The 18,183-nt window shown below is 74.7% G+C and carries 14 protein-coding genes; 4 read left to right on the top strand and 10 right to left on the bottom strand.

The window, feature by feature from the left end:
* Positions 1 to 6: 6 nt before the first annotated feature.
* The gene (locus WJX68_RS08970) at positions 7 to 1,398 is read right to left on the bottom strand and encodes a cytochrome ubiquinol oxidase subunit I (protein ID WP_340287955.1); all 1,392 of its coding nucleotides are present in this window, start codon (positions 1,396 to 1,398) and stop codon (positions 7 to 9) included.
* 134 nt (positions 1,399 to 1,532) lie between these two features.
* Entirely contained in the window at positions 1,533 to 2,537 is a 1,005-nt protein-coding gene (locus tag WJX68_RS08965) for an Acg family FMN-binding oxidoreductase (protein WP_340287953.1), read from the bottom strand.
* 177 nt (positions 2,538 to 2,714) lie between these two features.
* Between WJX68_RS08965 and WJX68_RS08960 the strand changes: the two genes are divergently transcribed.
* Positions 2,715 to 4,406 (top strand): GAF domain-containing protein, encoded by a 1,692-nt coding sequence (locus WJX68_RS08960; RefSeq protein WP_340287950.1) that lies wholly within the window; start codon positions 2,715 to 2,717, stop codon positions 4,404 to 4,406.
* Between the two features lie 13 nt (positions 4,407 to 4,419).
* Here the strand turns inward: WJX68_RS08960 and WJX68_RS08955 are convergent, their stop codons facing one another.
* The 3 genes from WJX68_RS08955 to WJX68_RS08945 form a co-directional block, all read right to left on the bottom strand.
* Positions 4,420 to 5,061: a response regulator gene (locus WJX68_RS08955; protein WP_340287947.1), complete on the bottom strand. Its 642-nt coding sequence runs from the start codon at positions 5,059 to 5,061 to the stop codon at positions 4,420 to 4,422.
* A gap of 101 nt (positions 5,062 to 5,162) precedes the next feature.
* Positions 5,163 to 6,155 carry an Acg family FMN-binding oxidoreductase gene (locus tag WJX68_RS08950; RefSeq protein ID WP_340287945.1) on the bottom strand — a complete coding sequence of 331 codons (993 nt, stop codon included), beginning with the start codon at positions 6,153 to 6,155 and terminating at the stop codon, positions 5,163 to 5,165.
* 29 nt (positions 6,156 to 6,184) lie between these two features.
* The gene (locus WJX68_RS08945) at positions 6,185 to 7,345 is read right to left on the bottom strand and encodes an alpha/beta hydrolase (protein WP_340287942.1); all 1,161 of its coding nucleotides are present in this window, start codon (positions 7,343 to 7,345) and stop codon (positions 6,185 to 6,187) included.
* A gap of 123 nt (positions 7,346 to 7,468) precedes the next feature.
* Between WJX68_RS08945 and WJX68_RS08940 the strand changes: the two genes are divergently transcribed.
* Positions 7,469 to 8,053 (top strand): hypothetical protein, encoded by a 585-nt coding sequence (locus WJX68_RS08940; RefSeq protein ID WP_340287939.1) that lies wholly within the window; start codon positions 7,469 to 7,471, stop codon positions 8,051 to 8,053.
* A gap of 6 nt (positions 8,054 to 8,059) precedes the next feature.
* Here the strand turns inward: WJX68_RS08940 and WJX68_RS08935 are convergent, their stop codons facing one another.
* A complete protein-coding gene (locus tag WJX68_RS08935; RefSeq protein WP_340287936.1) occupies positions 8,060 to 8,632 on the bottom strand; it encodes a maleylpyruvate isomerase N-terminal domain-containing protein in 573 nt (190 codons plus the stop codon).
* Positions 8,633 to 8,686: 54 nt separating this feature from the next.
* Between WJX68_RS08935 and WJX68_RS08930 the strand changes: the two genes are divergently transcribed.
* Positions 8,687 to 9,832, top strand: a complete 1,146-nt coding sequence (locus WJX68_RS08930; protein ID WP_340287933.1) for a PIN domain-containing protein — start codon at positions 8,687 to 8,689, stop codon at positions 9,830 to 9,832.
* A 94-nt stretch (positions 9,833 to 9,926) separates the two neighbouring features.
* On the opposite strand, the gene WJX68_RS08925 is transcribed toward WJX68_RS08930, so the two are convergent.
* Both WJX68_RS08925 and WJX68_RS08920 read right to left on the bottom strand, forming a co-directional pair.
* Positions 9,927 to 10,823, bottom strand: a complete 897-nt coding sequence (locus WJX68_RS08925; protein WP_340287930.1) for a DUF2188 domain-containing protein — start codon at positions 10,821 to 10,823, stop codon at positions 9,927 to 9,929.
* 103 nt (positions 10,824 to 10,926) lie between these two features.
* Positions 10,927 to 11,316, bottom strand: a complete 390-nt coding sequence (locus WJX68_RS08920; RefSeq protein ID WP_340287927.1) for a DoxX family protein — start codon at positions 11,314 to 11,316, stop codon at positions 10,927 to 10,929.
* Positions 11,317 to 11,718: 402 nt separating this feature from the next.
* Between WJX68_RS08920 and WJX68_RS08915 the strand changes: the two genes are divergently transcribed.
* Positions 11,719 to 11,973: a hypothetical protein gene (locus WJX68_RS08915; protein WP_340287924.1), complete on the top strand. Its 255-nt coding sequence runs from the start codon at positions 11,719 to 11,721 to the stop codon at positions 11,971 to 11,973.
* 96 nt (positions 11,974 to 12,069) lie between these two features.
* Here WJX68_RS08915 and WJX68_RS08910 read toward each other — a convergent pair whose 3' ends face one another.
* A complete protein-coding gene (locus WJX68_RS08910) occupies positions 12,070 to 13,521 on the bottom strand; it encodes a glutamate synthase subunit beta (protein WP_340287921.1) in 1,452 nt (483 codons plus the stop codon).
* Positions 13,514 to 17,998, bottom strand: coding sequence for a glutamate synthase large subunit (gene gltB, locus WJX68_RS08905; RefSeq protein WP_422785675.1), 4,485 nt, complete (start codon positions 17,996 to 17,998; stop codon positions 13,514 to 13,516). The genes WJX68_RS08910 and gltB overlap by 8 nt, the downstream gene beginning before the upstream one ends.
* Between the last annotated feature and the right edge of the window lie 185 nt (positions 17,999 to 18,183).

Raw genomic sequence — 18,183 nt, 5'->3', positions numbered from 1 at the left:
CCTCCTTCAGTACGACGGCGCGGGGACGGGTTCGGACGTCTCGGTCACGAGCCGCGCCGGTGGCGGCCCGCCCCGCACGGCACGGACCAGCAGCACCACCTCGACGACGGCCAGCGCGCCGTAGAGCAGCGTGAACACCACCAGCGAGGTCAGCACCGACGCCCACCCGACGCTCGGGGACACCCCGTCGGCGGTGCGCAGCACGCCGTACACCAGCCAGGGCTGCCGGCCGGCCTCGGTGAAGATCCAGCCGACCGAGTTCGCCAGCAGCGGCGCCGCGACCCCGGCCAGTGCGGCGGTGCCGAACCACCGCGGCAGCGGCCGGTCGGCCCGCGCGCGCCGGGTCAGCCAGAGCCCCGCGACCGCCAGCACGGCCGCGAGCAGCCCGAACCCGATCATCAGGCGGAACGTCCAGTAGGTCAGCGGCACGTCGGGCACGTACCCGCCGGGCCCGAACGCGGCCACCGCCTGCGCCTGCAGCTGGCGGATGCCCTCGACACGGCCGTCCCAGGTCCCGGTGGCCAGGTAGGAGAGCAGCCGCGGGACGCGCAGGCTCCACAGCTCGGTCGAGCCGTCCGGGGTGCCGATCGTGAACAGCGAGAACGACGCGGGCGCGACGGTGTCGTAGAGCGCCTCCGCGGCGGCCATCTTCATCGGCTGCTGCACGGTCATCAGCCGCGCCTGCAGGTCACCGGTGACGACGACGCCGAGCCCCGCGACCAGCGTGGTCCACAGGCCGAGCCGGACCGAGGGCCGGAACACCTCCGGCGCCCGCTCGCGCACCAGGTTCCACGCGCCGACCCCGACCACGAACATGCCGGCCGTCACCAGGCAGGCGGTCAGCGTGTGGGTGAACGCCCCGAGCGCGGTGGGGTTGGTCAGCATCGCCGTGACGTCGGTCAGCTCCGCCCGCCCGGTCACCGGGTTCACCCGCGAGCCCACCGGGTGCTGCATCCAGGAGTTCGCCGCGAGGATGAAGTACGCGCTGAGCACGGTGCCGAGCGAGGCGAGCCAGATGCAGGCCAGGTGCACCCGCTCGGGCAGCCGGTCCCAGCCGAAGATCCAGAGGCCGAGGAAGGTCGACTCCAGGAAGAACGCCAGCAGGCCCTCGATGGCCAGCGGGGCCCCGAAGACGTCGCCGACGTAGCGGCTGTAGTCGCTCCAGTTCATCCCGAACTGAAACTCCTGGACGATGCCGGTGACCACGCCCATCGCGAAGTTGATCAGGAACAGCGTCCCCCAGAACTTCGTGGCGCGCAGCCAGTGCTCCCCGCGGGTGACGTGCCAGGCGGTCTGCATGCCGGCGACCAGCAGGGACAGGCCGATCGTCAGCGGGACGAACAGGAAGTGGTAGACGGTGGTGATCGCGAACTGCCACCGCGCGAGATCGAGGTTCATCGCGCCTCTCCGACGTGCGGGCCCCGGTCGGGCCGCTCACCGCAGAGCCTGGCGCGCCGGGCCCGGGGTGCGGATCTGCCGCAGGTCCGCACCCCGGGTGCACGAAGGTCCCGCGAGGTGGCGACCTTGGTCCCTCACCCGCGCTCGACGACGTCTGCGGGCGCGCGCCGCGGGGTCGGCGGGACGGGCACACCGTGCCCGAGCCGCAGCACCACCTGCGGCGGGCGCGAGCCCGCGATCAGCCGCCGGGTCCGCTCGCGCACGTCGGGCACCTCCACCAGCTGGGACAGGAACGACGCCGACAGGCCCTCGGTCGTCGCGGTCAGCAGCACCCGCTGCAGCGCCTCCCCGGCCCGCAGCTCCTCGCGCGGACCGTCGGAGTGCACGGTGAGCACGGCGATCAGCGGGTCGTTCTCGAACGCGGCCGGTGCCGGGCGCGGGCGGGAGTCCCCGCCGAAGTCGCGCACCACCCACGGCTGGTTCGGCGGGGGGCAGGGCCCGCCCGCCGAGGCGGGGACGCCGTCGTCGCGCTTCCCGTCGTGCCCGGTCCACGCCGCGAGCTCCGCCGCGAACGCCGGGTCGGCCAGCTGGAGGCGGTGCGCCTCGCGGGCGAGGCGCCCCAGCGCGCGGCGCTCGTCGTCGTCGGTCACCAGGTGCAGCCAGGCGTCCTCCTCGAACGCGGCGCGGCGCAGGGCCGAGCGCACCGGCGCGGTGACCTCGGTGTCGCGGAACGGGCGCCGGTTGGTGCGTCGCCGCGGTACCGCCTCGAGCAGCCGTCGCTGGTCGGGGCCGGGGTGGACGGTCCCGCCGTGACGGACGACCGCGACGAGGTCGTGGCGGTGCCGGTCCGGGAAGCGCGTGACGATCGGGCGGATCCCCTGCCCGGCCAGCGCCAGGCGCAGGGTGAACAGCGCGGCACCGCAGCCGATGCGCATCTCGCGGCCCGTCGGGTCGGCGACGGCGGGGCGCCGCTCCCGGTCGGCGAGCAGCTCGATCCGGTCCGGGTGCAGGCGGAACCGCCACGGCTGGCTGTTGTGCAGCGACGGCGCGCGCGTCGCCGTCGCGAGCACCTCGGCGGTGCGGCCCGCGTCGAGCCCCAGGGCTCCGGTGACCGTGCCCGTGCGGCAGAGCGCCTCCATGTCCGTCCTCCTCGATGACCCCGGCCACGTCCCGCGGGGGGCGGGGGTGTGCGCCGTGAGCGTCCGCCCGGGCCCCGCCGTCGCGTCAGGTGCGAAGGTCCTCTCTCCCGCCCCGGTCCTTGTGCCCGGGCGCGTGCGGTGCCAGGTTCTGCCCCGGAGACGGCGGGAGGGACGGGTGTGACGATCGACGATCGGGGACCGGAGCCGGGCGAGCTGGCGCAGCTGCTCTCGGGGCTGCGGCTCGACCAGCTGCTCGCGGAGGTGCAGGACCGCCTCGGGCAGATCGTGACCGCGCGCCGGCGCATGGAGAAGCTGCTCGACGCGGTGCTCGTCGTCGCGGCCGGGCTCGAGCTCGACGCGACCCTGGAGCGGATCGTGCAGTCCGCCGTCGACCTGGTCGACGCCCGCTACGGCGCGCTGGGCGTGCTCGCCCCGGACGGCTCGATCGCCCGCTTCGTCGACGTCGGTCTCGACGAGGACACCCGGGCCGCGCTCGGCCGCCCGCCCGCCGGCAAGGGGCTGCTCGGCCAGCTCATCGACGACCCGCGGCCGCTGCGGCTGGCCGACCTGTCCGCGCACCCGGCGTCGTCGGGCTTCCCGCCGCACCATCCGCCGATGCACAGCTTCGTCGGCGTCCCGGTCCGGATCCGTGACGCCGTCTACGGCAACCTCTACCTGACCGAGAAGCGCGGCGGCGCCGAGTTCACCCCGGACGACGAGCTGATCCTGCAGGCCCTCGCCGCGGCCGCCGGGATCGCGCTGCAGAACGCGGACCTGTTCGAGCAGGGCCGGCTGCGCCAGCACTGGCTGGAGGCGTCCGCGGAGATCCGCGGCGAGGTACTGGCCGGGTCCGACGAGCCCGACATCCTCGCGCTGATCGCCCGGCGCTGCCTGGAGCTGTCCCGCGCCGGGGCCACCCTGATCGCGCTCGGCCCCGGCGCCGGCGGCGGCTTCCGCGAGGGCGCCACGGCGGGCCGCGGCTGGCCGGCGGGCGGGCTGGGCGGGACGCTGCTCGGCGAGGTCGTCGACGGCCGCCAGCCGGTGCTCGCCGGGCACCCGGCGGACTTCCTCGGCGAGGCCGAGCGCACCCGGCCCGGCGGACCGACCGTCGCCGTGCCGATGCGTGCGGTCGAGCGGGTGATCGGGGTCCTGGTCGCCGAGCGGGAGCCGGGCGCGCCCCCGTTCCGGCCGTCGGAGGTGCCCCTGCTGGTGTCGTTCGCCGACCAGGCGGCGCTGGCGCTGGAGCTGGGGGAGAAGCACCGCGCCCAGCAGCAGGTCGCGGTGCTCGCCGACCGCGACCGGATCGCCCGCGACCTGCACGACCACGTCATCCAGCGGCTCTTCGCGGTCGGGCTCAAGCTGCAGGGCACGCTGCGGCGCACCACCGACGAGCAGGTCCGCGGGCGCGTGGAGCAGGCCGTCGACGAGCTGGACCGCACCGTCCGCGAGATCCGCACGAGCATCTTCGACCTGCACGCCCACCAGGGCCACGGCGGGCTGCGGCGGGCCCTGCTCGACCTGGTCGCCGAGGTCGGCACGGACTCCGGGCTGAGCACGTCGGTGACGACCACCGGCCCGGTGGACACGCTGGTGCCCGAGCCGGTCGCGGTGCAGCTGCTCGCCGTCGTCCGCGAGGCCGTGACCAACGCGGTGCGCCACTCCGGCGGGTCGTCCCTGGAGGTGGCCGTCACGGCCGGGCGGGACCTCACGGTCGAGGTCACCGACGACGGCCGTGGGATCGGCGGCACCGGACGGCGCAGCGGGCTGCGCAACCTCGCCGACCGCGCCGCCGGGCTCGGCGGGACCCTGCGCACCGAGACCCCGCCGGACGGCGGCACCCGTCTGGTGTGGACGGTCCCGCTGCCCTGAGTGCCCGCGCACGTCAGCGGCGGCGGCGCTCCACCGCGTAGACCGCGGCCTCGGTGCGGCGCGAGTACCCGAGCTTGTGCAGCACCGAGGACACGTAGTTCTTCACGGTCTTCTCGGCCAGGTGCAGCGTCTCGCCGATCTGCCGGTTCGTCATCCCGTCCGCGACGAGCTCGAGGATCCGCTGCTCCTGCGGGCTCAGCGAGTCGTAGCGCGGGTCCTCCTCGGCGGCCGGGTGGCGCAGCCGCTCCAGCACCGCCGCGGTGGCCCGCGGGTCCAGCAGCGACCCGCCCGCGGCCACCGTGCGGACCGCGCCGACCAGGTCCACCCCGGCGACCTGCTTGAGCAGGTAGCCCGCGGCCCCGGCCATGATCGCGCCGAACAGGGCCTCGTCGTCGGCGTAGGAGGTCAGCATCAGGCAGGCCGGCGGCGGGACCATCGACGAGCGGATGTCGCGGCACACCGAGACGCCGTCGCCGTCGGGCAGGCGCACGTCCAGCACCGCGACGTCCGGGCGCAGCGCGGGGATCCGGGCCAGCGCCTGGGCGGCGGTCGCGGCCTCGCCGACGATCTCGACGTCGTCCTCGAACTCCAGCAGCTGGGCCAGCCCGCGGCGCACGATCTCGTGGTCGTCGAGCAGGAACACCGAGATCGTCATGGTCGCGCCCCGTTCCCCGTCACCGGCCCCGGCGGGGCCCTGGCCACGACGGTAACCCGCCGGACGACCGGCGGGACCGGGCCGAAGGTCCGTGCCGGGGATCACCCGCCGTGGGCCAGCACGTCCGACAGCCGGCGGCGCGGCGTGGCGGGCAGCTCGCGGTCGTCCGGCGGGCGCCCCACACGGATCAGCAGCTGCGGGTGTGCCGTCGTGCGCAGCACCCGCGACGCCACCGCCGACCGGGTCCGCGGGGACTCCAGCACCCGGCTCAGCGGGCAGGTGGCGAGCCCGGAGCGGGTGGCCGACAGCAGCACCCCGGACGCGGCCTCGCCGGCCGCCAGGCGGGCCGGGTCGTCGTCGGCGGGGGTGGTCAGCACCAGGATCGCGGCCCGGTCCGGCGCCCCCGACGGGGCGGGCAGCCGACCCGGCGGGAAGCGCAGGCCGAGCTCGGGCTCCTGCGGCCACCGCGTGCCCGACGGGACGGACTCGGCGTGCACGCCGTCACCGGACCCGGCGTAGCGGTGGGTCCAGACGAGCAGCTCCGCGGCGTGCCCCGGCCGGCCCCGGGCGTCACCGGCGGCCTCGGCCTCCAGCTCGACGAGGTGCGCGCGCGCCGCCGGGTCGTCGACGACGAGCAGGGTGGCGCCGCGCCGCGCGGCACGCACCCCGAGCGCGGCGCGCACCGGCGCGGCGAGCACCCCGTCCGGGTAGGGCCTGCGGTCCGAGCGGCGCCGCCCGATCGCCGGCGCGAGGACGGCGTCGGCGCGGGCGTCGAGGTCGGGCGGCCCGGCGGTGACGCGCACCGTCGCCAGGCGGTCGCGGTCGCCGTCGGGGAAGCGCAGCGTCGTGGACGCCACCCCCGCCGCGGCGAGCGCCACGTGCAGGTGGCCCAGCGCGATGCCGCAGCTCACCAGCAGGTCCCGGCCGTCGGGGTCGGTGGCGGGCAGCCGGCGGTCACGGTCGGCGTAGAGCTCCACCCGGTCGGTGCAGACGCGCCAGCGCCAGGGCTGGGTGTTGTGCACCGACGGTGCGAGCAGGGCGGCGGCGACCGCGCGCCGGAGGGTCTCGGCCTGCGGCCGTACGACGGTCACCATCGTGGTCCTCCCGGGTGGTGCTGGTCCGGTCAGCCTGCGCGGCAGGGGCACCTGGACGACAGGGCCGGTGGTCCCGGCTCGGGGACCGCCGGGGTGACCCGCGCCACGAGCCACGGCCACGAGTCGGTCAGCGCGCGGGAGAACAGGTCGAAGTCGTGCCCGCCGCCCGGCACGACGACCAGGTGGGACTCCGTCCCGGCGCCGGACGCGACCGCGGACAGCCGGCGCGCCGCGGCGGCGGGGTCGGTGTCGGCGTCGCCGGCCTCGAACCAGCCGGCGAGCCCGGGCGCCGGGCGGGCCAGCAGGGTCGCCGGGTCGTGCGCGTCGAACGCGGCCCGCGACCCGTCGAACAGCGCCGCCACGGTGTCGGCGACGCCGCCGTTGGTGTCCCCGGTGCGCGGTCCGAGCAGCCCGGCGTAGTCGCCGAAGGTCGCGAACAGCGCGGGGTGGCGCGCGGCGAGCACGACCGCGCAGGTCCCGCCCTCCGACAGCCCGGCCACCGCCCACGCCCGGCCCGGCGGCGCCGTGCCGAACAGGTGCGTCACCACCCGCGGGACGTCGCGGGTCAGGTAGGTCTCGACCCGCGAGCCCGGGGTGTCGACGCACTCGGAGTCCGCGGTGTAGGTGCCGTTGACGTCGGGCATGACCAGGATCGGGGCGACGCCGTGGTGGGCGGCGGCCCAGGCGTCCGCGACGTCGGCGGCGCCGCCGGAGTCCACCCAGTCCGCCGGCCGGCCGGGGGTGCCGTGCAGCAGCACGACCACCGGCAGCTGCGGTCGGGGCCGGGCGAACCACACCGGTGGCAGCCACACGACCGCGGGCCGTGCGGCGAACCCCGACACCGAGCCGGGGATCGGGACGTCGGCGACCTCACCGGTCGCCGGCACCTGCCGCGACAGCAGCAGCTGCGCCACCCCGACCCCCGCCGCGGGACCGGTGCCGACGACGTCGCCGACGGTGCGCAGGTAGTCCAGTCCCGCGTTCACCCCGACCAGGGCGTTGGCGAGCAGCACCACCAGCGCGGTGGCGCCGGCGGCGGCCCGCGCGGCCACCCGCACCGTCCGCCGCCGCGACCGGCCGGCCCGCCGCACCCCCGCCACGAGCAGCACCAGCACCCCGAGCCCGGCGACGGCGAACCCCACCACGAAGCCGGGGCCGGTGATCGTGATCGTGCTGACGGCGGCGCCCATGTACCGTCCCCTCGCTCGAGCCCGGGGGATCATCGCGCGGGTTCGTGAGGCCCGGGTGAGAACTCGGTGAGGATCGCCTGAGACCTCTGGGCCGCGGTGCCGGCGGCGTCCTAGCGTGCCGCCGTGGAGTCCACCATCGCCGGGTTGCCGGCGCACATCCTGCTCGTGCACGCGGTCGTCGTGCTCGTACCGCTGACCGCACTCGCCCTGGTGCTCGTCGCCGTGTGGCCGGCAGCCCGGGCCCGCCTGGTCTGGCCGACGGTCGCGCTCGCCGTGGTGTCGACGGCGCTGGTGCCGGTGACGACCGAGGCGGGGGAGTGGCTGGAGCACCGGCTGCCCCGCACCGAGCTGCTGCACGAGCACACCGAGCTCGGCGACGGGCTGCTGCCGTGGGCGGCCGGGCTGACGGTGCTGGCCCTGGCCGTCGCCGTCCGCCACGTCCTCGTGGCCCGGCGCGCCGGAGCCGACCGGCGGGTCCCGGCCACGGTCGGCGGACCGTCCGCCGAGATCCCCGCGGAGCCGGCGCGCCCGCCGGGCGGGACCGCGGTGACGGTGCTGCTCGCGGTGCTCGCCGTCGTCGTCGCGGTCGGTGCGGTGGTGACGACGGTGCAGATCGGCGAGTCCGGCGCGCGGGCCGCCTGGACCGGGCAGTTCAGCGAGCAGCCGCTGCCGGGCCAGGAGCGGCGCGGAGCCCCCGACGCGGACTGACCGTGCTCAGGCCGGTGCGCCGTGCCAGCGCCAGCGCGAGGGCGCCGGCACACCGTCCAGCGGGGCCCGCCCGGTGTGGTGCAGCAGTGTGGCGCCCGGGTCGGTGCCGGGGTCGACGCCCGGCCACAGCCGGGCGAGCACCGCGCGGCACGGACCGGGCGGCAGCGCCCACGACGGGGCCGTGGCCCGCGTGATGTCGTGGGTGTGGACCAGCACCTCGGTGACGCCCATCGCGGCGAAACCGGCGGCGTCGGAGTCCCCGTAGGGGTGCCAGCCGCGGACGCCGGGCGGGCTGGTGCGCACGGCCGCGGCGAGCAGCGCGCCGCCGGCCTCGACCACGCGCAGCAGCCCGGCGGTGCCGGTGGCGGGGTCGACGGCGACGTCGAACGGGGCGTAGCCGTCCGGCGGGGCGATGGCGACCTGGCCCGCGTAGCCGATCAGGTCGTCCGCGACGTGGACGACGGTGTCGCGGCACGACCACTCCAGCGGGCCCGCGGGCGGGGACCAGCCGTCGTCGGGCACCGCCTCCAGCGCCGCCACCAGCATCGTCACCGCGTCCTCGACGTCCTCGGCTCGCACGGGTGCACCCTGCCCTGCCCACGCGGGTCCCGGCCAGCGCATTAGGCTTCCGCGGTGGCCCACGAGGACGAACGCATCGCACTGCTGCTCGACTACGAGAACCTGGCGATCGGTGCCCGCGACGGGCTCGGCGTCGTGCCGTTCGACTTCGGCCCGGTCGCCGACGCGCTGGCCGAGCGCGGCCGCGTCGTGGTCCGGCGCGCCTACGCCGACTGGTCGGCCTTCGACGAGGACCGCCGCCTGATGGCCCGCGCCCAGGTCGAGCTGATCGAGATCCCGCAGCGGATCGGCGGCTCCCGCAAGAACGCCGCGGACATCAAGCTCGCCGTCGACGCCATCGAGCTGGCCTACGAGCGCGGCTTCGTCACGACCTTCGCCATCGCCACCGGCGACTCGGACTTCACCCCGCTCATGCACAAGCTGCGCGAGCTGGACAAGCGGGTGATCGGCATCGGCGTGCAGTCCTCGACGTCGGCGCTGCTGCCCCCGGCCTGCGACGAGTTCCTGTTCTACGACCGGCTGCCCGGCGTCGAGCCGACGCAGGCGCCCGCCCCGGCCCGGCGGCGCCGAGGCTCCTCGCGCCCCGCCGCGGCCGCCCCGTCGGCGGTCCCGGCCGCCGCTCCGGAGCCGGCACCGGTCCCGGCCGTCCCGCCGGACCCGTTCGACGTCACCTTCTCCGACGGCACCGACGACACCGCCACCACCGGGGCCGAGGAGCGCGACCTGTCCGGGCTCGTCGTCTCCACCCTGGGCGGGCTCGCCCGGCAGGCCGACGGGCCGGTGCTGGCGTCGCGCCTGAAGCGGGCGATCCTGCGCAAGGACCCCACCTTCGACGAGTCCGACCACGGCTTCCGCGGGTTCGGCGAGCTGCTGCGCCACCTGCAGGACCGGGGGGCGGTCACGCTGACCGTCGGTGCCGCGCAGGGCGACCCCGAGGTGGCGCTGCCCGACGACCCCGACGCCGACCACGACGCGTTCGCGCTGCTGGTCGACGTGGTCCGCGAGCTGGCCGCCTCCGGCGACGCGCCGCAGCTGTCCGGCCTGAAGAACCAGCTCCGCAAGCGGGTGCCGGACTTCTCGGAGAAGCGCTACGGCTTCGGCAGCTTCCTGTCCTTCGCCAAGGCAGCGCGGGCGCGCGACCTCGTCGCGATGGAGTGGAGCGACGACACCGGCGACTACGTGCTGCGGCCCACCGGCTGACACGACGGCGCCCCCGGGACCGTGGTCCCGGGGGCGCCGTCGCGGCTGAGTGGTCGCTGAGTGGTCGCTGCGTGGTCTCGGTGGCCGTGCGGCCTCAGCGGCCGGTGGCCTTGCGGGTGCCGCGCTGGAACAGCTTGCCCGCGCGCGAGGTGACCGCACCGGTCACGCCGAACGCGGTGGCGACCGCCCCGGCCGCGACCCGGCTGGTGAACCGGATCGGGTTCAGCGGCTTGTAGACGCGCAGGGCGAACTCGTCGAGCTTGCCCGCGGCCCGCTCGCCGTTCTCGTACAGGCGCCGCGCGAGCGTGGCGCCGGTGTCGTCGAGGTCGTCCTCGATGCGCTCGCCGACGCGGGCGGCCCGGTCGGCGGTGCGGACCGCGGAGTCGGCGCCCTGGTCGGCGACGGCCTGCACGGTGGCGGCCGAGCGCTCGGCGGAGGCGGCCACCTCACCGGCGACCTGCTTGCCGGTGCGCTGCGCGGTGTCGGCGAGGTGCTCACCGGTGGCTTTGGCGGCCGCCGCGGCGGCCTTGCCCGCCTTCTTCGGGTCCTTGCCGTTCTGGTCGACCTTGCGGGCCTCGGCGGCGACCTCGGCGGCGCCGGCCTTCAGCGCGTCACCGGCCTTGGACGCGGCGTCGCCGGTCTCGCCCGCGACCTTCTTGGCGGTCGTGCGGGTGTCCGCGCCGACCTCCTCCGCGGCCGCGCCGGTGGTCTTCGCGGCCGTGGACGCGGTGTCCTTGACCGCGGTCGCGGCCGCACCGGTGGCCGCCTTGGCGGCGGTGCCGCCGTCGGCGTCGGTGTCGATCGCGCGGCGCTCGCGCACCGAGCCGTCGGTGCCGTGGACCACGAGGTTGCCGCCGCCGTCGTTGGCGATGATCTCCACCGCCCGGGTGATGGCCTCGGCCTGGGTGCTCGTGCGGGCACTCGGGCGCTGGGCGTCTTCCTTCTCGACGGTCCAACCGTCGTCCACCGGCTTGACGTGGCGATCGGCCATGGCGGGTTCCTCCCCTGGACGGGAACTGCTCGGGCGTACCGGGGCGTCCGGCACGGTCTTCTCCCGCCGGGAATGCCCGAAGATCGGGATCGGCAAACGCGGCTCAGACAGCCGTGGCGCGCGTCTCGCCCCGCCGTGCGACGGCGATCACCGCGGCGAGCAGGCCGAGCACGATCGGCGTCACGACGAGCACCCCGCCGTGCAGGACGAACGCCTGCGTCAGCGTCGCCCCGATCATCACGACGACCAGTCCCGCCGCCGCGGGCGCCGCGAACCGGGGGACGAGCAGCCCGATGCCCCCTGCCAGCTCGAGGGCACCGACGGCGTAGCGCAGCCACTGGCCGAGGCCGATGCCGTCGAAGATCGCGACGGCGAACGGGTCGCCCCAGAACTTGGGCAGCGCCGAGGCGAGGACGAAGAACAGTCCGAGCAGCACCTGCAGGACCCACAGCGCACGGTGGGTGAGGCGGGAGCGGGACGTGGAGACGGTCACGGTGACCTCCGGGGCACGGCCCCGGCCTGCCCGGGGCATTCGTCGTTCCGACCGTCCGTCGCGGTGGAACTCATCGGCCCCGGCGGGGATACACCACCGGGCACCGGGACCGCGGCGCGTGGCCGCGGTACCCGGTGACCCGATGGTGCCCGGCATCGACAGGGGCTCCCGGTTCTGCAGATGCCGGTCATGGGGTTCAACGCCCGACTCCGCGTCGGGTTGTGGGTGCAGTGGTGCCCGTCTCGCCCGCCACCGTGAGCGGCGTCGCGTCCGCGGCGGACGGCCCCGGTTCGCCCGGTGCGTCCGGTCGGCAGCGTTCCGTCACGATCGCCGGTAGCCGATCGGCGACGGACGGAGTGATCGCGGTCATACCGCGGTCGTCCCTCGGTCATACTGGGCGGCATGGCCGAGGAGCGGTGGCGGGTCGAGGTCGGGCCGGAGAACGCGGAGTGGCTCGCGACGCGGTGCCGGACCGCGTTGCTGGCGCGCGAGTACCGCCCGATGGACGTCGGCGGCGGTGTCGTCGAGTTCTCCCGCCGCGCGCTGGGGGCGATCCGCGAGCTCGGCGAGGAGGAGGACGGCTACGTCTCCGACGACGGCGAGGGCGTGCGCATCTGGATCGGCGACGACGCCTTCGAGCTCGAACGGCTCGACTGAGCCGCACCGCCCCGCCATCCCGCGACGCCCGAGGGCCCGGCCGCGCGACGGGAGCGTGCGCGGCCGGGCCCTCGGGTCCGGCGGTGGTGCGTGCGGTCAGGCGATCTGCCGGTCGGTCGGGTCGATCGGGCGCGGCAGCACGGTGCGCCCGGTCAGGTACTCGTCCACCCCGGCGGCCGCGGAGCGGCCCTCGGAGATCGCCCACACGATCAGCGACTGCCCGCGGCCCATGTCCCCGGCGACGAACACGCCGTCGGCGGAGGACATGTAGCGCTCGTCGCGGGCGACGTTGCCGCGCTCGTCGAGGTCGACCTCGAGGTCGTTCAGCAGCGCGCCCTTCTCCGGGCCGACGAAGCCCATCGCGAGCAGCACCAGCTGCGCCGGGAGCTCCTGCTCGGTGCCCCCGACCGGCTCGAACCCGTTGTCGCCGCGCTTGACCTCGACGATCCGGATGCCGGCGAGCTTCCCGTCGGCGTCCTTCACGAACTCGGTGGTGTTGACCGAGAACAGCCGCTCGCCGCCCTCCTCGTGCGCGGAGGAGACCCGGTAGACCATCGGGTAGGTCGGCCAGGGCATGCCGTCGGTGCGGTGCTCCGGCGGGGTCGGCATGATCTCCAGCTGGGTCACCGAGCGCGCACCCTGGCGGTGCGAGGTGCCCAGGCAGTCGGCGCCGGTGTCACCGCCGCCGATGATCACGACGTCCTTGCCCTCGGCGGAGACCGGCGGCGCGTCCAGGTCGCCCTGCTGCACGTGGTTGGCCCACGGCAGGAACTCCATGGCCTGGTACACGCCCTCGGCCTCGCGGCCGTCGGCGGGCAGGTCGCGCCACGCCGTCGCGCCGCCGGCGAGGACGATCGCGTCGTACTCGGCACGGAGCTGCTCGACGGTGACGTCGGTGCCGACGTCGACCGAGGCCCGGAAGTGGGTGCCCTCGGCGACCATCTGCTCCAGGCGCCGGTCCAGGCGCGCCTTCTCCATCTTGAACTCGGGGATGCCGTAGCGCAGCAGCCCGCCGATGCGGTCGGCCCGCTCGAACACGACGACGTCGTGCCCGACCCGGGTCAGCTGCTGGGCGGCGGCCAGCCCGGCCGGCCCCGACCCGACGACGGCGACCTTCTTGCCGGTCCGCGCCTCGGGCACCTGCGGGGTGACCCAGCCCTCGTCCCAGGCCTTGTCGACGATCTCGATCTCGACCTGCTTGATCGTGACGGCGTCGTCGTTGATGGCCAGCACGCACGCCGCCTCGCACGGGGCGGGGCACAGCGTCCCGGTGAACTCCGGGAAGTTGTTCGTGGCGTGCAGCCGCTCGATCGCCTCCCGCCAGTCCTGGCGGTAGACCAGGTCGTTCCACTCGGGGATGAGGTTCCCCAGCGGGCAGCCCTGGTGACAGAACGGGATGCCGCAGTTCATGCAGCGCCCGGCCTGGGCCTCGAGGGTCTTCTGCGGGAAGTCCTCGTAGACCTCGCGCCAGTCCATCAGCCGCAGGTCCACCGGCCGCCGGGTCGGCGTCTGCCGGGGAGTGGTCATGAAGCCCTTGGGGTCACCCATGAGCAGCCTCCATGATCGCCTGGTTGACATCGCGGCCCTCGCGCTCGGCGTTCTCCGTCGCGAGCAGCACGCGCTTGTAGTCCTTGGGCATGACCTTGCCGAACCGCTCGACGGCGGCGTCCCAGTCGGCGAGCAGCGCGTGCGCCACCGCCGACCCGGTCTCGGCGTGGTGCCGCTCGACGAGGTCGTGCACGATCGAGCGGTCCTCGTCCGACAGCGGGTCGAGGTCGACCATCTCCGGGTTGACCCGGTTGCGGTCCATGTCGAGCAGGTAGGCCACGCCGCCGGACATGCCGGCCGCGAAGTTGCGCCCGGTGCGTCCCAGGACGACGACCCGCCCGCCGGTCATGTACTCGCAGCCGTGGTCACCGACGCCCTCGACGACGGCCACCGCGCCGGAGTTGCGGACGCAGAAACGCTCGCCGACGACGCCGCGGATGAACATCTCGCCCGAGGTCGCGCCGTAGCCGATCACGTTGCCGGCGATGACGTTCTCCTCGGCGGTGAACGGCGCCGACGGGTCGGGCCGCAGCGTCAGCCGGCCACCGGACAGGCCCTTGCCGAAGTAGTCGTTCGTGTCGCCGACCAGCCGCAGCGTGATGCCCTTGGGCACGAACGCGCCGAAGCTCTGCCCGGCCGCGCCGGTGAGCGTGACGTCGATCGTGTCGTCGGGCAGGCCCTTGCCGCCGTGCGCCCGGGTCAGCTCGGACCCGAGCATCGTGCCGACGGTGCGGTTCACGTTGCGCACCGGCAGGTCCAGGGTGACCCGGTCGCCGTTGCGCAGCGCGCCCTCGGCCAGCTGGATCATCGTGTTGTCCAGCGCCTTGTCCAGGCCGTGGTCCTGCTCGCGGGTCCGCTTGCGCGGCGCGTCCTCGGGCACGTCCGCGAGCCGGAAGATCGGCGAGAGGTCGAGGTGGCGCGACTTCCAGTGCTGGGCCGCGGTGTCGACGTCGAGCACGTCGGCCCGGCCGATCGCCTCGTCCAGCGAGCGGAAGCCGAGCGCGGCCAGGTGCTCGCGCACCTCCTGCGCCACGAACTGCATGAAGTTCACGACGTACTCGGCCTTGCCGTTGAACTTCTTGCGCAGCTCCGGGTTCTGCGTCGCGACGCCGACCGGACAGGTGTCCAGGTGACAGACGCGCATCATGATGCAGCCCGACACCACCAGCGGCGCCGTCGCGAAGCCGTACTCCTCGGCGCCGAGCAGCGCCGCGATGACGACGTCACGGCCGGTCTTGAGCTGGCCGTCGGCCTGCACCGTGATCCGGTCGCGCAGCCCGTTGGCCATCAGCGTCTGCTGGGTCTCGGCCAGGCCGAGCTCCCAGGGGCCGCCCGCGTGCTTGATCGAGGACAGCGGCGAGGCGCCGGTGCCGCCGTCGTGACCCGAGATGAGCACGACGTCGGAGTGCGCCTTGGACACGCCGGCCGCCACGGTCCCGACGCCGACCTGGGACACCAGCTTCACGTGGATGCGGGCCCGGGGGTTGGCGTTCTTCAGGTCGTGGATGAGCTGCTTGATGTCCTCGATCGAGTAGATGTCGTGGTGCGGCGGCGGCGAGATGAGGCCGACACCCGGCGTGGAGTACCGGGTGGTCGCGATCCACGGGTAGACCTTGCCGCCGGGCAGCTGGCCGCCCTCACCGGGCTTGGCGCCCTGGGCGATCTTGATCTGGATGTCGTCGGCGTTGACCAGGTACTCGCTGGTCACACCGAACCGGCCGGAGGCGGCCTGCTTGACCGCGCTGCGCCGCGAGTCGCCGTTGGGGTCCGCGGTGAAGCGGTCCGGGTCCTCGCCGCCCTCGCCGGTGTTCGACCGGCCGCCGATGCGGTTCATCGCGATCGCCAGGGTCTCGTGCATCTCCTGGGAGATGGAGCCGTAGGAGATCGCGCCGGTCGCGAACCGGGTCATGATCGACTCGATCGGCTCGACCTCGTCGATGTCGACCGGCTCGCGCAGGCCCTCCTTGAAGGCGAACAGCCCGCGCAGGGTCATCAGCCGCCGCGCCTGCTCGTCGACGGCCTTCGAGTACTCCTTGAAGACGTCGTACTTCCCGGCCCGGGTGGAGTGCTGCAGCTTGAACACCGTCTGCGGGTTGAACAGGTGCAGCTCGCCCTCGCGGCGCCACTGGTACTCGCCGCCGACCGGCAGCGCGCGGTGCGACGCGCGCACCTCGTCGGCCGGGTAGGCGCGGCGGTGGTGGGCCAGGACCTCCTCGGCCAGCACGTCGAAGCCGACCCCGCCGATCCGCGACGCGGTGCCGCGGAACGCCGAGTCGATGACCTCGGACCCGAGGCCGACGGCCTCGAAGATCTGCGCGCCGGTGTAGGAGGCGACCGTCGAGACGCCCATCTTCGACATGGTCTTGCGGACGCCCTTGCCGAGCGCCTTGACCAGGTTCTTCGCCGCGGTTCGGCCGTCGACGCCCGGGACGTCGCCGCGCTCGGCGAGGTCCTCGACCGTGGCCATGGCCAGGTACGGGTTCACCGCGGACGCGCCGTAGCCCAGCAGCAGCGCGATGTGGTGCACCTCGCGGGCGTCGGCGGACTCCACGACCAGCCCGACCCGGGTGCGCGAGCGCTCCCGGACGAGGTGGTGGTGCACGGTGCCGGTCAGCAGCAGCGACGGGATCGGCGCGTGCTCGGCGTCCACCCCGCGCTGGGACAGCACGATCAGGCGCGCCCCGTTCTCGATCGCGCGGGACACCTCCTGCTTGATCTCGGCCAGCCGCGACAGCATGCCCTTGCCGCCGTCGCGGGCCAGGAACGTGCCGCGCACGACGTGCGAGGCGAAGCCGGGGAACTCCCCGTCGTCGTTGATGTGGACGATCTTCGCCAGGTCGTCGTTGGTCAGCACCGGGAACGGCACGACGATCGTGCGGCAGTGCGCCGGCGTCGCGTCGAGCAGGTTCTGCTCCGGCCCGAGCTGGCTGAACAGCGAGGTGACGAGCTCCTCGCGGATCGCGTCCAGCGGCGGGTTGGTGACCTGGGCGAACAGCTGGATGAAGTAGTCGTAGAGCTGGCGCGGGCGCTCGGAGATCGCGGCGAGCGGCGCGTCGTTGCCCATCGAGCCGATCGGCTCCGCCCCGGCGACCGCCATCGGACGGAGCAGGACGTTGAGCTCCTCCTCGGTGTAGCCCAGGGCCTGCTGGCGCAGGTTCAGCGTCTCGTGGGTGGGCGTCTCGCGGGTGCGCGCGGGCAGGTCGTCGAGCCGGATGAGCCCGGCGTGCAGCCAGTCGGCGTACGGGTGCTCGACGGCCAGGGCGCCCTTGATCTCGTCGTCGTCGACGATCTTGCCGCGCTCGGTGTCGATGAGGAACATCCGACCGGGCTCGAGGCGGCCCTTGCGGACGACCTTCTCCGGCGCGACGTCGAGGACGCCGACCTCGGAGGCGAGCACGACCAGGCCGTCCTCGGTCACCCAGTAGCGCGCCGGGCGCAGGCCGTTGCGGTCGAGCACCGCGCCGATCTGGGTGCCGTCGGTGAACGCGACCAGGGCCGGGCCGTCCCACGGCTCCATCAGGGTGGAGTGGTACTCGTAGAACGCCCGCCGGGCGGGGTCCATCTCGGTGTTGTGCTCCCAGGCCTCCGGGATCATCATCAGCACCGCGTGCGGCAGGCTGCGCCCGCCGAGGTGGAGCAGCTCGAGGACCTCGTCGAAGGTGGCCGAGTCCGACGCGTCCGGGGTGACGATCGGGGTCAGCCGCGACAGGTCGCCGGGCAGGTTCGCGGACTGCAGCAGCGACTCGCGCGCCGCCATCCAGTTCCGGTTGCCGCGCAGGGTGTTGATCTCACCGTTGTGCGCGACGTAGCGGAACGGGTGCGCCAGCGGCCACGCCGGGAACGTGTTCGTGGAGAACCGCGAGTGCACGATCGCCAGCGCCGAGGTGACGCGCTCGTCGTTCAGGTCCGGGTAGAACGCCGCGACCTGGGGCTCGGCGAGCATGCCCTTGTAGATGATCGTGCGCGGCGACAGCGACGGGAAGTAGGTGTCGGTGTCGTGCTCGACCCGCTTGCGGAAGCAGAACGCGCGGCGCTCCAGCTCGATGCCGGCCGGGGCGTCGGCGGGGGAGTCCCCGGTCAGCTCGACGCCGCCGACGAACAGCTGACGGAACCCGGGCATCGCGTCCAGGGCGATGGAGCCCAGGTCCGCGGCGTCGGGGTCGGTCGGCAGCTCGCGCCAGCCGAGGACCGTCAGGCCCTCCTCGGCGGCGAGTGCACCGATCCGCTCGACCGCCTCGGCGGCGGCGGCCTCGTCGCGCGGCAGCATGGCGATGCCGGTCGCGTAGGCGCCCTCCGCGGGCAGGTCGAAGCCGGTGACCTCGCGGTAGAACGCGTCCGGGACCTGGATCAGGATCCCGGCACCGTCGCCGGTGTTGTACTCGGCGCCACGCGCACCGCGGTGTTCCAGGCGCAGCAGGGCCTCGATGGCCTTCTGCACGATGGCGTGGCTGCGCTTGCCGGTGACGTCGGCCAACATGGCCACACCGCAGGCGTCGTGCTCGTGATCGGCGGCGTACAGCCCACCGGGCGAGGGGCGACGCGTCTGGTCACTGATCGCGGCCAACTGCTCCTCCTGTCGTCTCGGTGCACCCGAAGCCACCCGCATCGGACGACCCGGAATCCGGCAGCTCGCTGCGGTCCGAAAAAGGTTTCTCAGAATAC

The sequence above is a fragment of the Pseudonocardia spirodelae genome (assembly GCF_037727765.1).
Lineage (GTDB): Bacteria > Actinomycetota > Actinomycetes > Mycobacteriales > Pseudonocardiaceae > Pseudonocardia > Pseudonocardia spirodelae.
Note: the sequence above shows the minus strand (reverse complement) of the source record. Positions and strands in the feature narration are given on the sequence as shown.

Bases quoted from the DNA above. Each gene is read 5' to 3' on its own strand.
- WJX68_RS08965 (WP_340287953.1), bottom strand. From the start codon at position 2,537: ATGGAGGCGCTCTGCCGCACGGGCACGGTCACCGGAGCCCTGGGGCTC.
- WJX68_RS08945 (WP_340287942.1), bottom strand. From the start codon at position 7,345: ATGGGCGCCGCCGTCAGCACGATCACGATCACCGGCCCCGGCTTCGTG.
- WJX68_RS08915 (WP_340287924.1), top strand. From the start codon at position 11,719: ATGGCCGAGGAGCGGTGGCGGGTCGAGGTCGGGCCGGAGAACGCGGAG.
- WJX68_RS08925 (WP_340287930.1), bottom strand. From the start codon at position 10,823: ATGGCCGATCGCCACGTCAAGCCGGTGGACGACGGTTGGACCGTCGAG.
- WJX68_RS08950 (WP_340287945.1), bottom strand. From the start codon at position 6,155: ATGGTGACCGTCGTACGGCCGCAGGCCGAGACCCTCCGGCGCGCGGTC.
- WJX68_RS08955 (WP_340287947.1), bottom strand. From the start codon at position 5,061: ATGACGATCTCGGTGTTCCTGCTCGACGACCACGAGATCGTGCGCCGC.
- WJX68_RS08970 (WP_340287955.1), bottom strand. From the start codon at position 1,398: ATGAACCTCGATCTCGCGCGGTGGCAGTTCGCGATCACCACCGTCTAC.
- WJX68_RS08910 (WP_340287921.1), bottom strand. From the start codon at position 13,521: ATGGGTGACCCCAAGGGCTTCATGACCACTCCCCGGCAGACGCCGACC.
- gltB (WP_422785675.1), bottom strand. From the start codon at position 17,998: ATGTTGGCCGACGTCACCGGCAAGCGCAGCCACGCCATCGTGCAGAAG.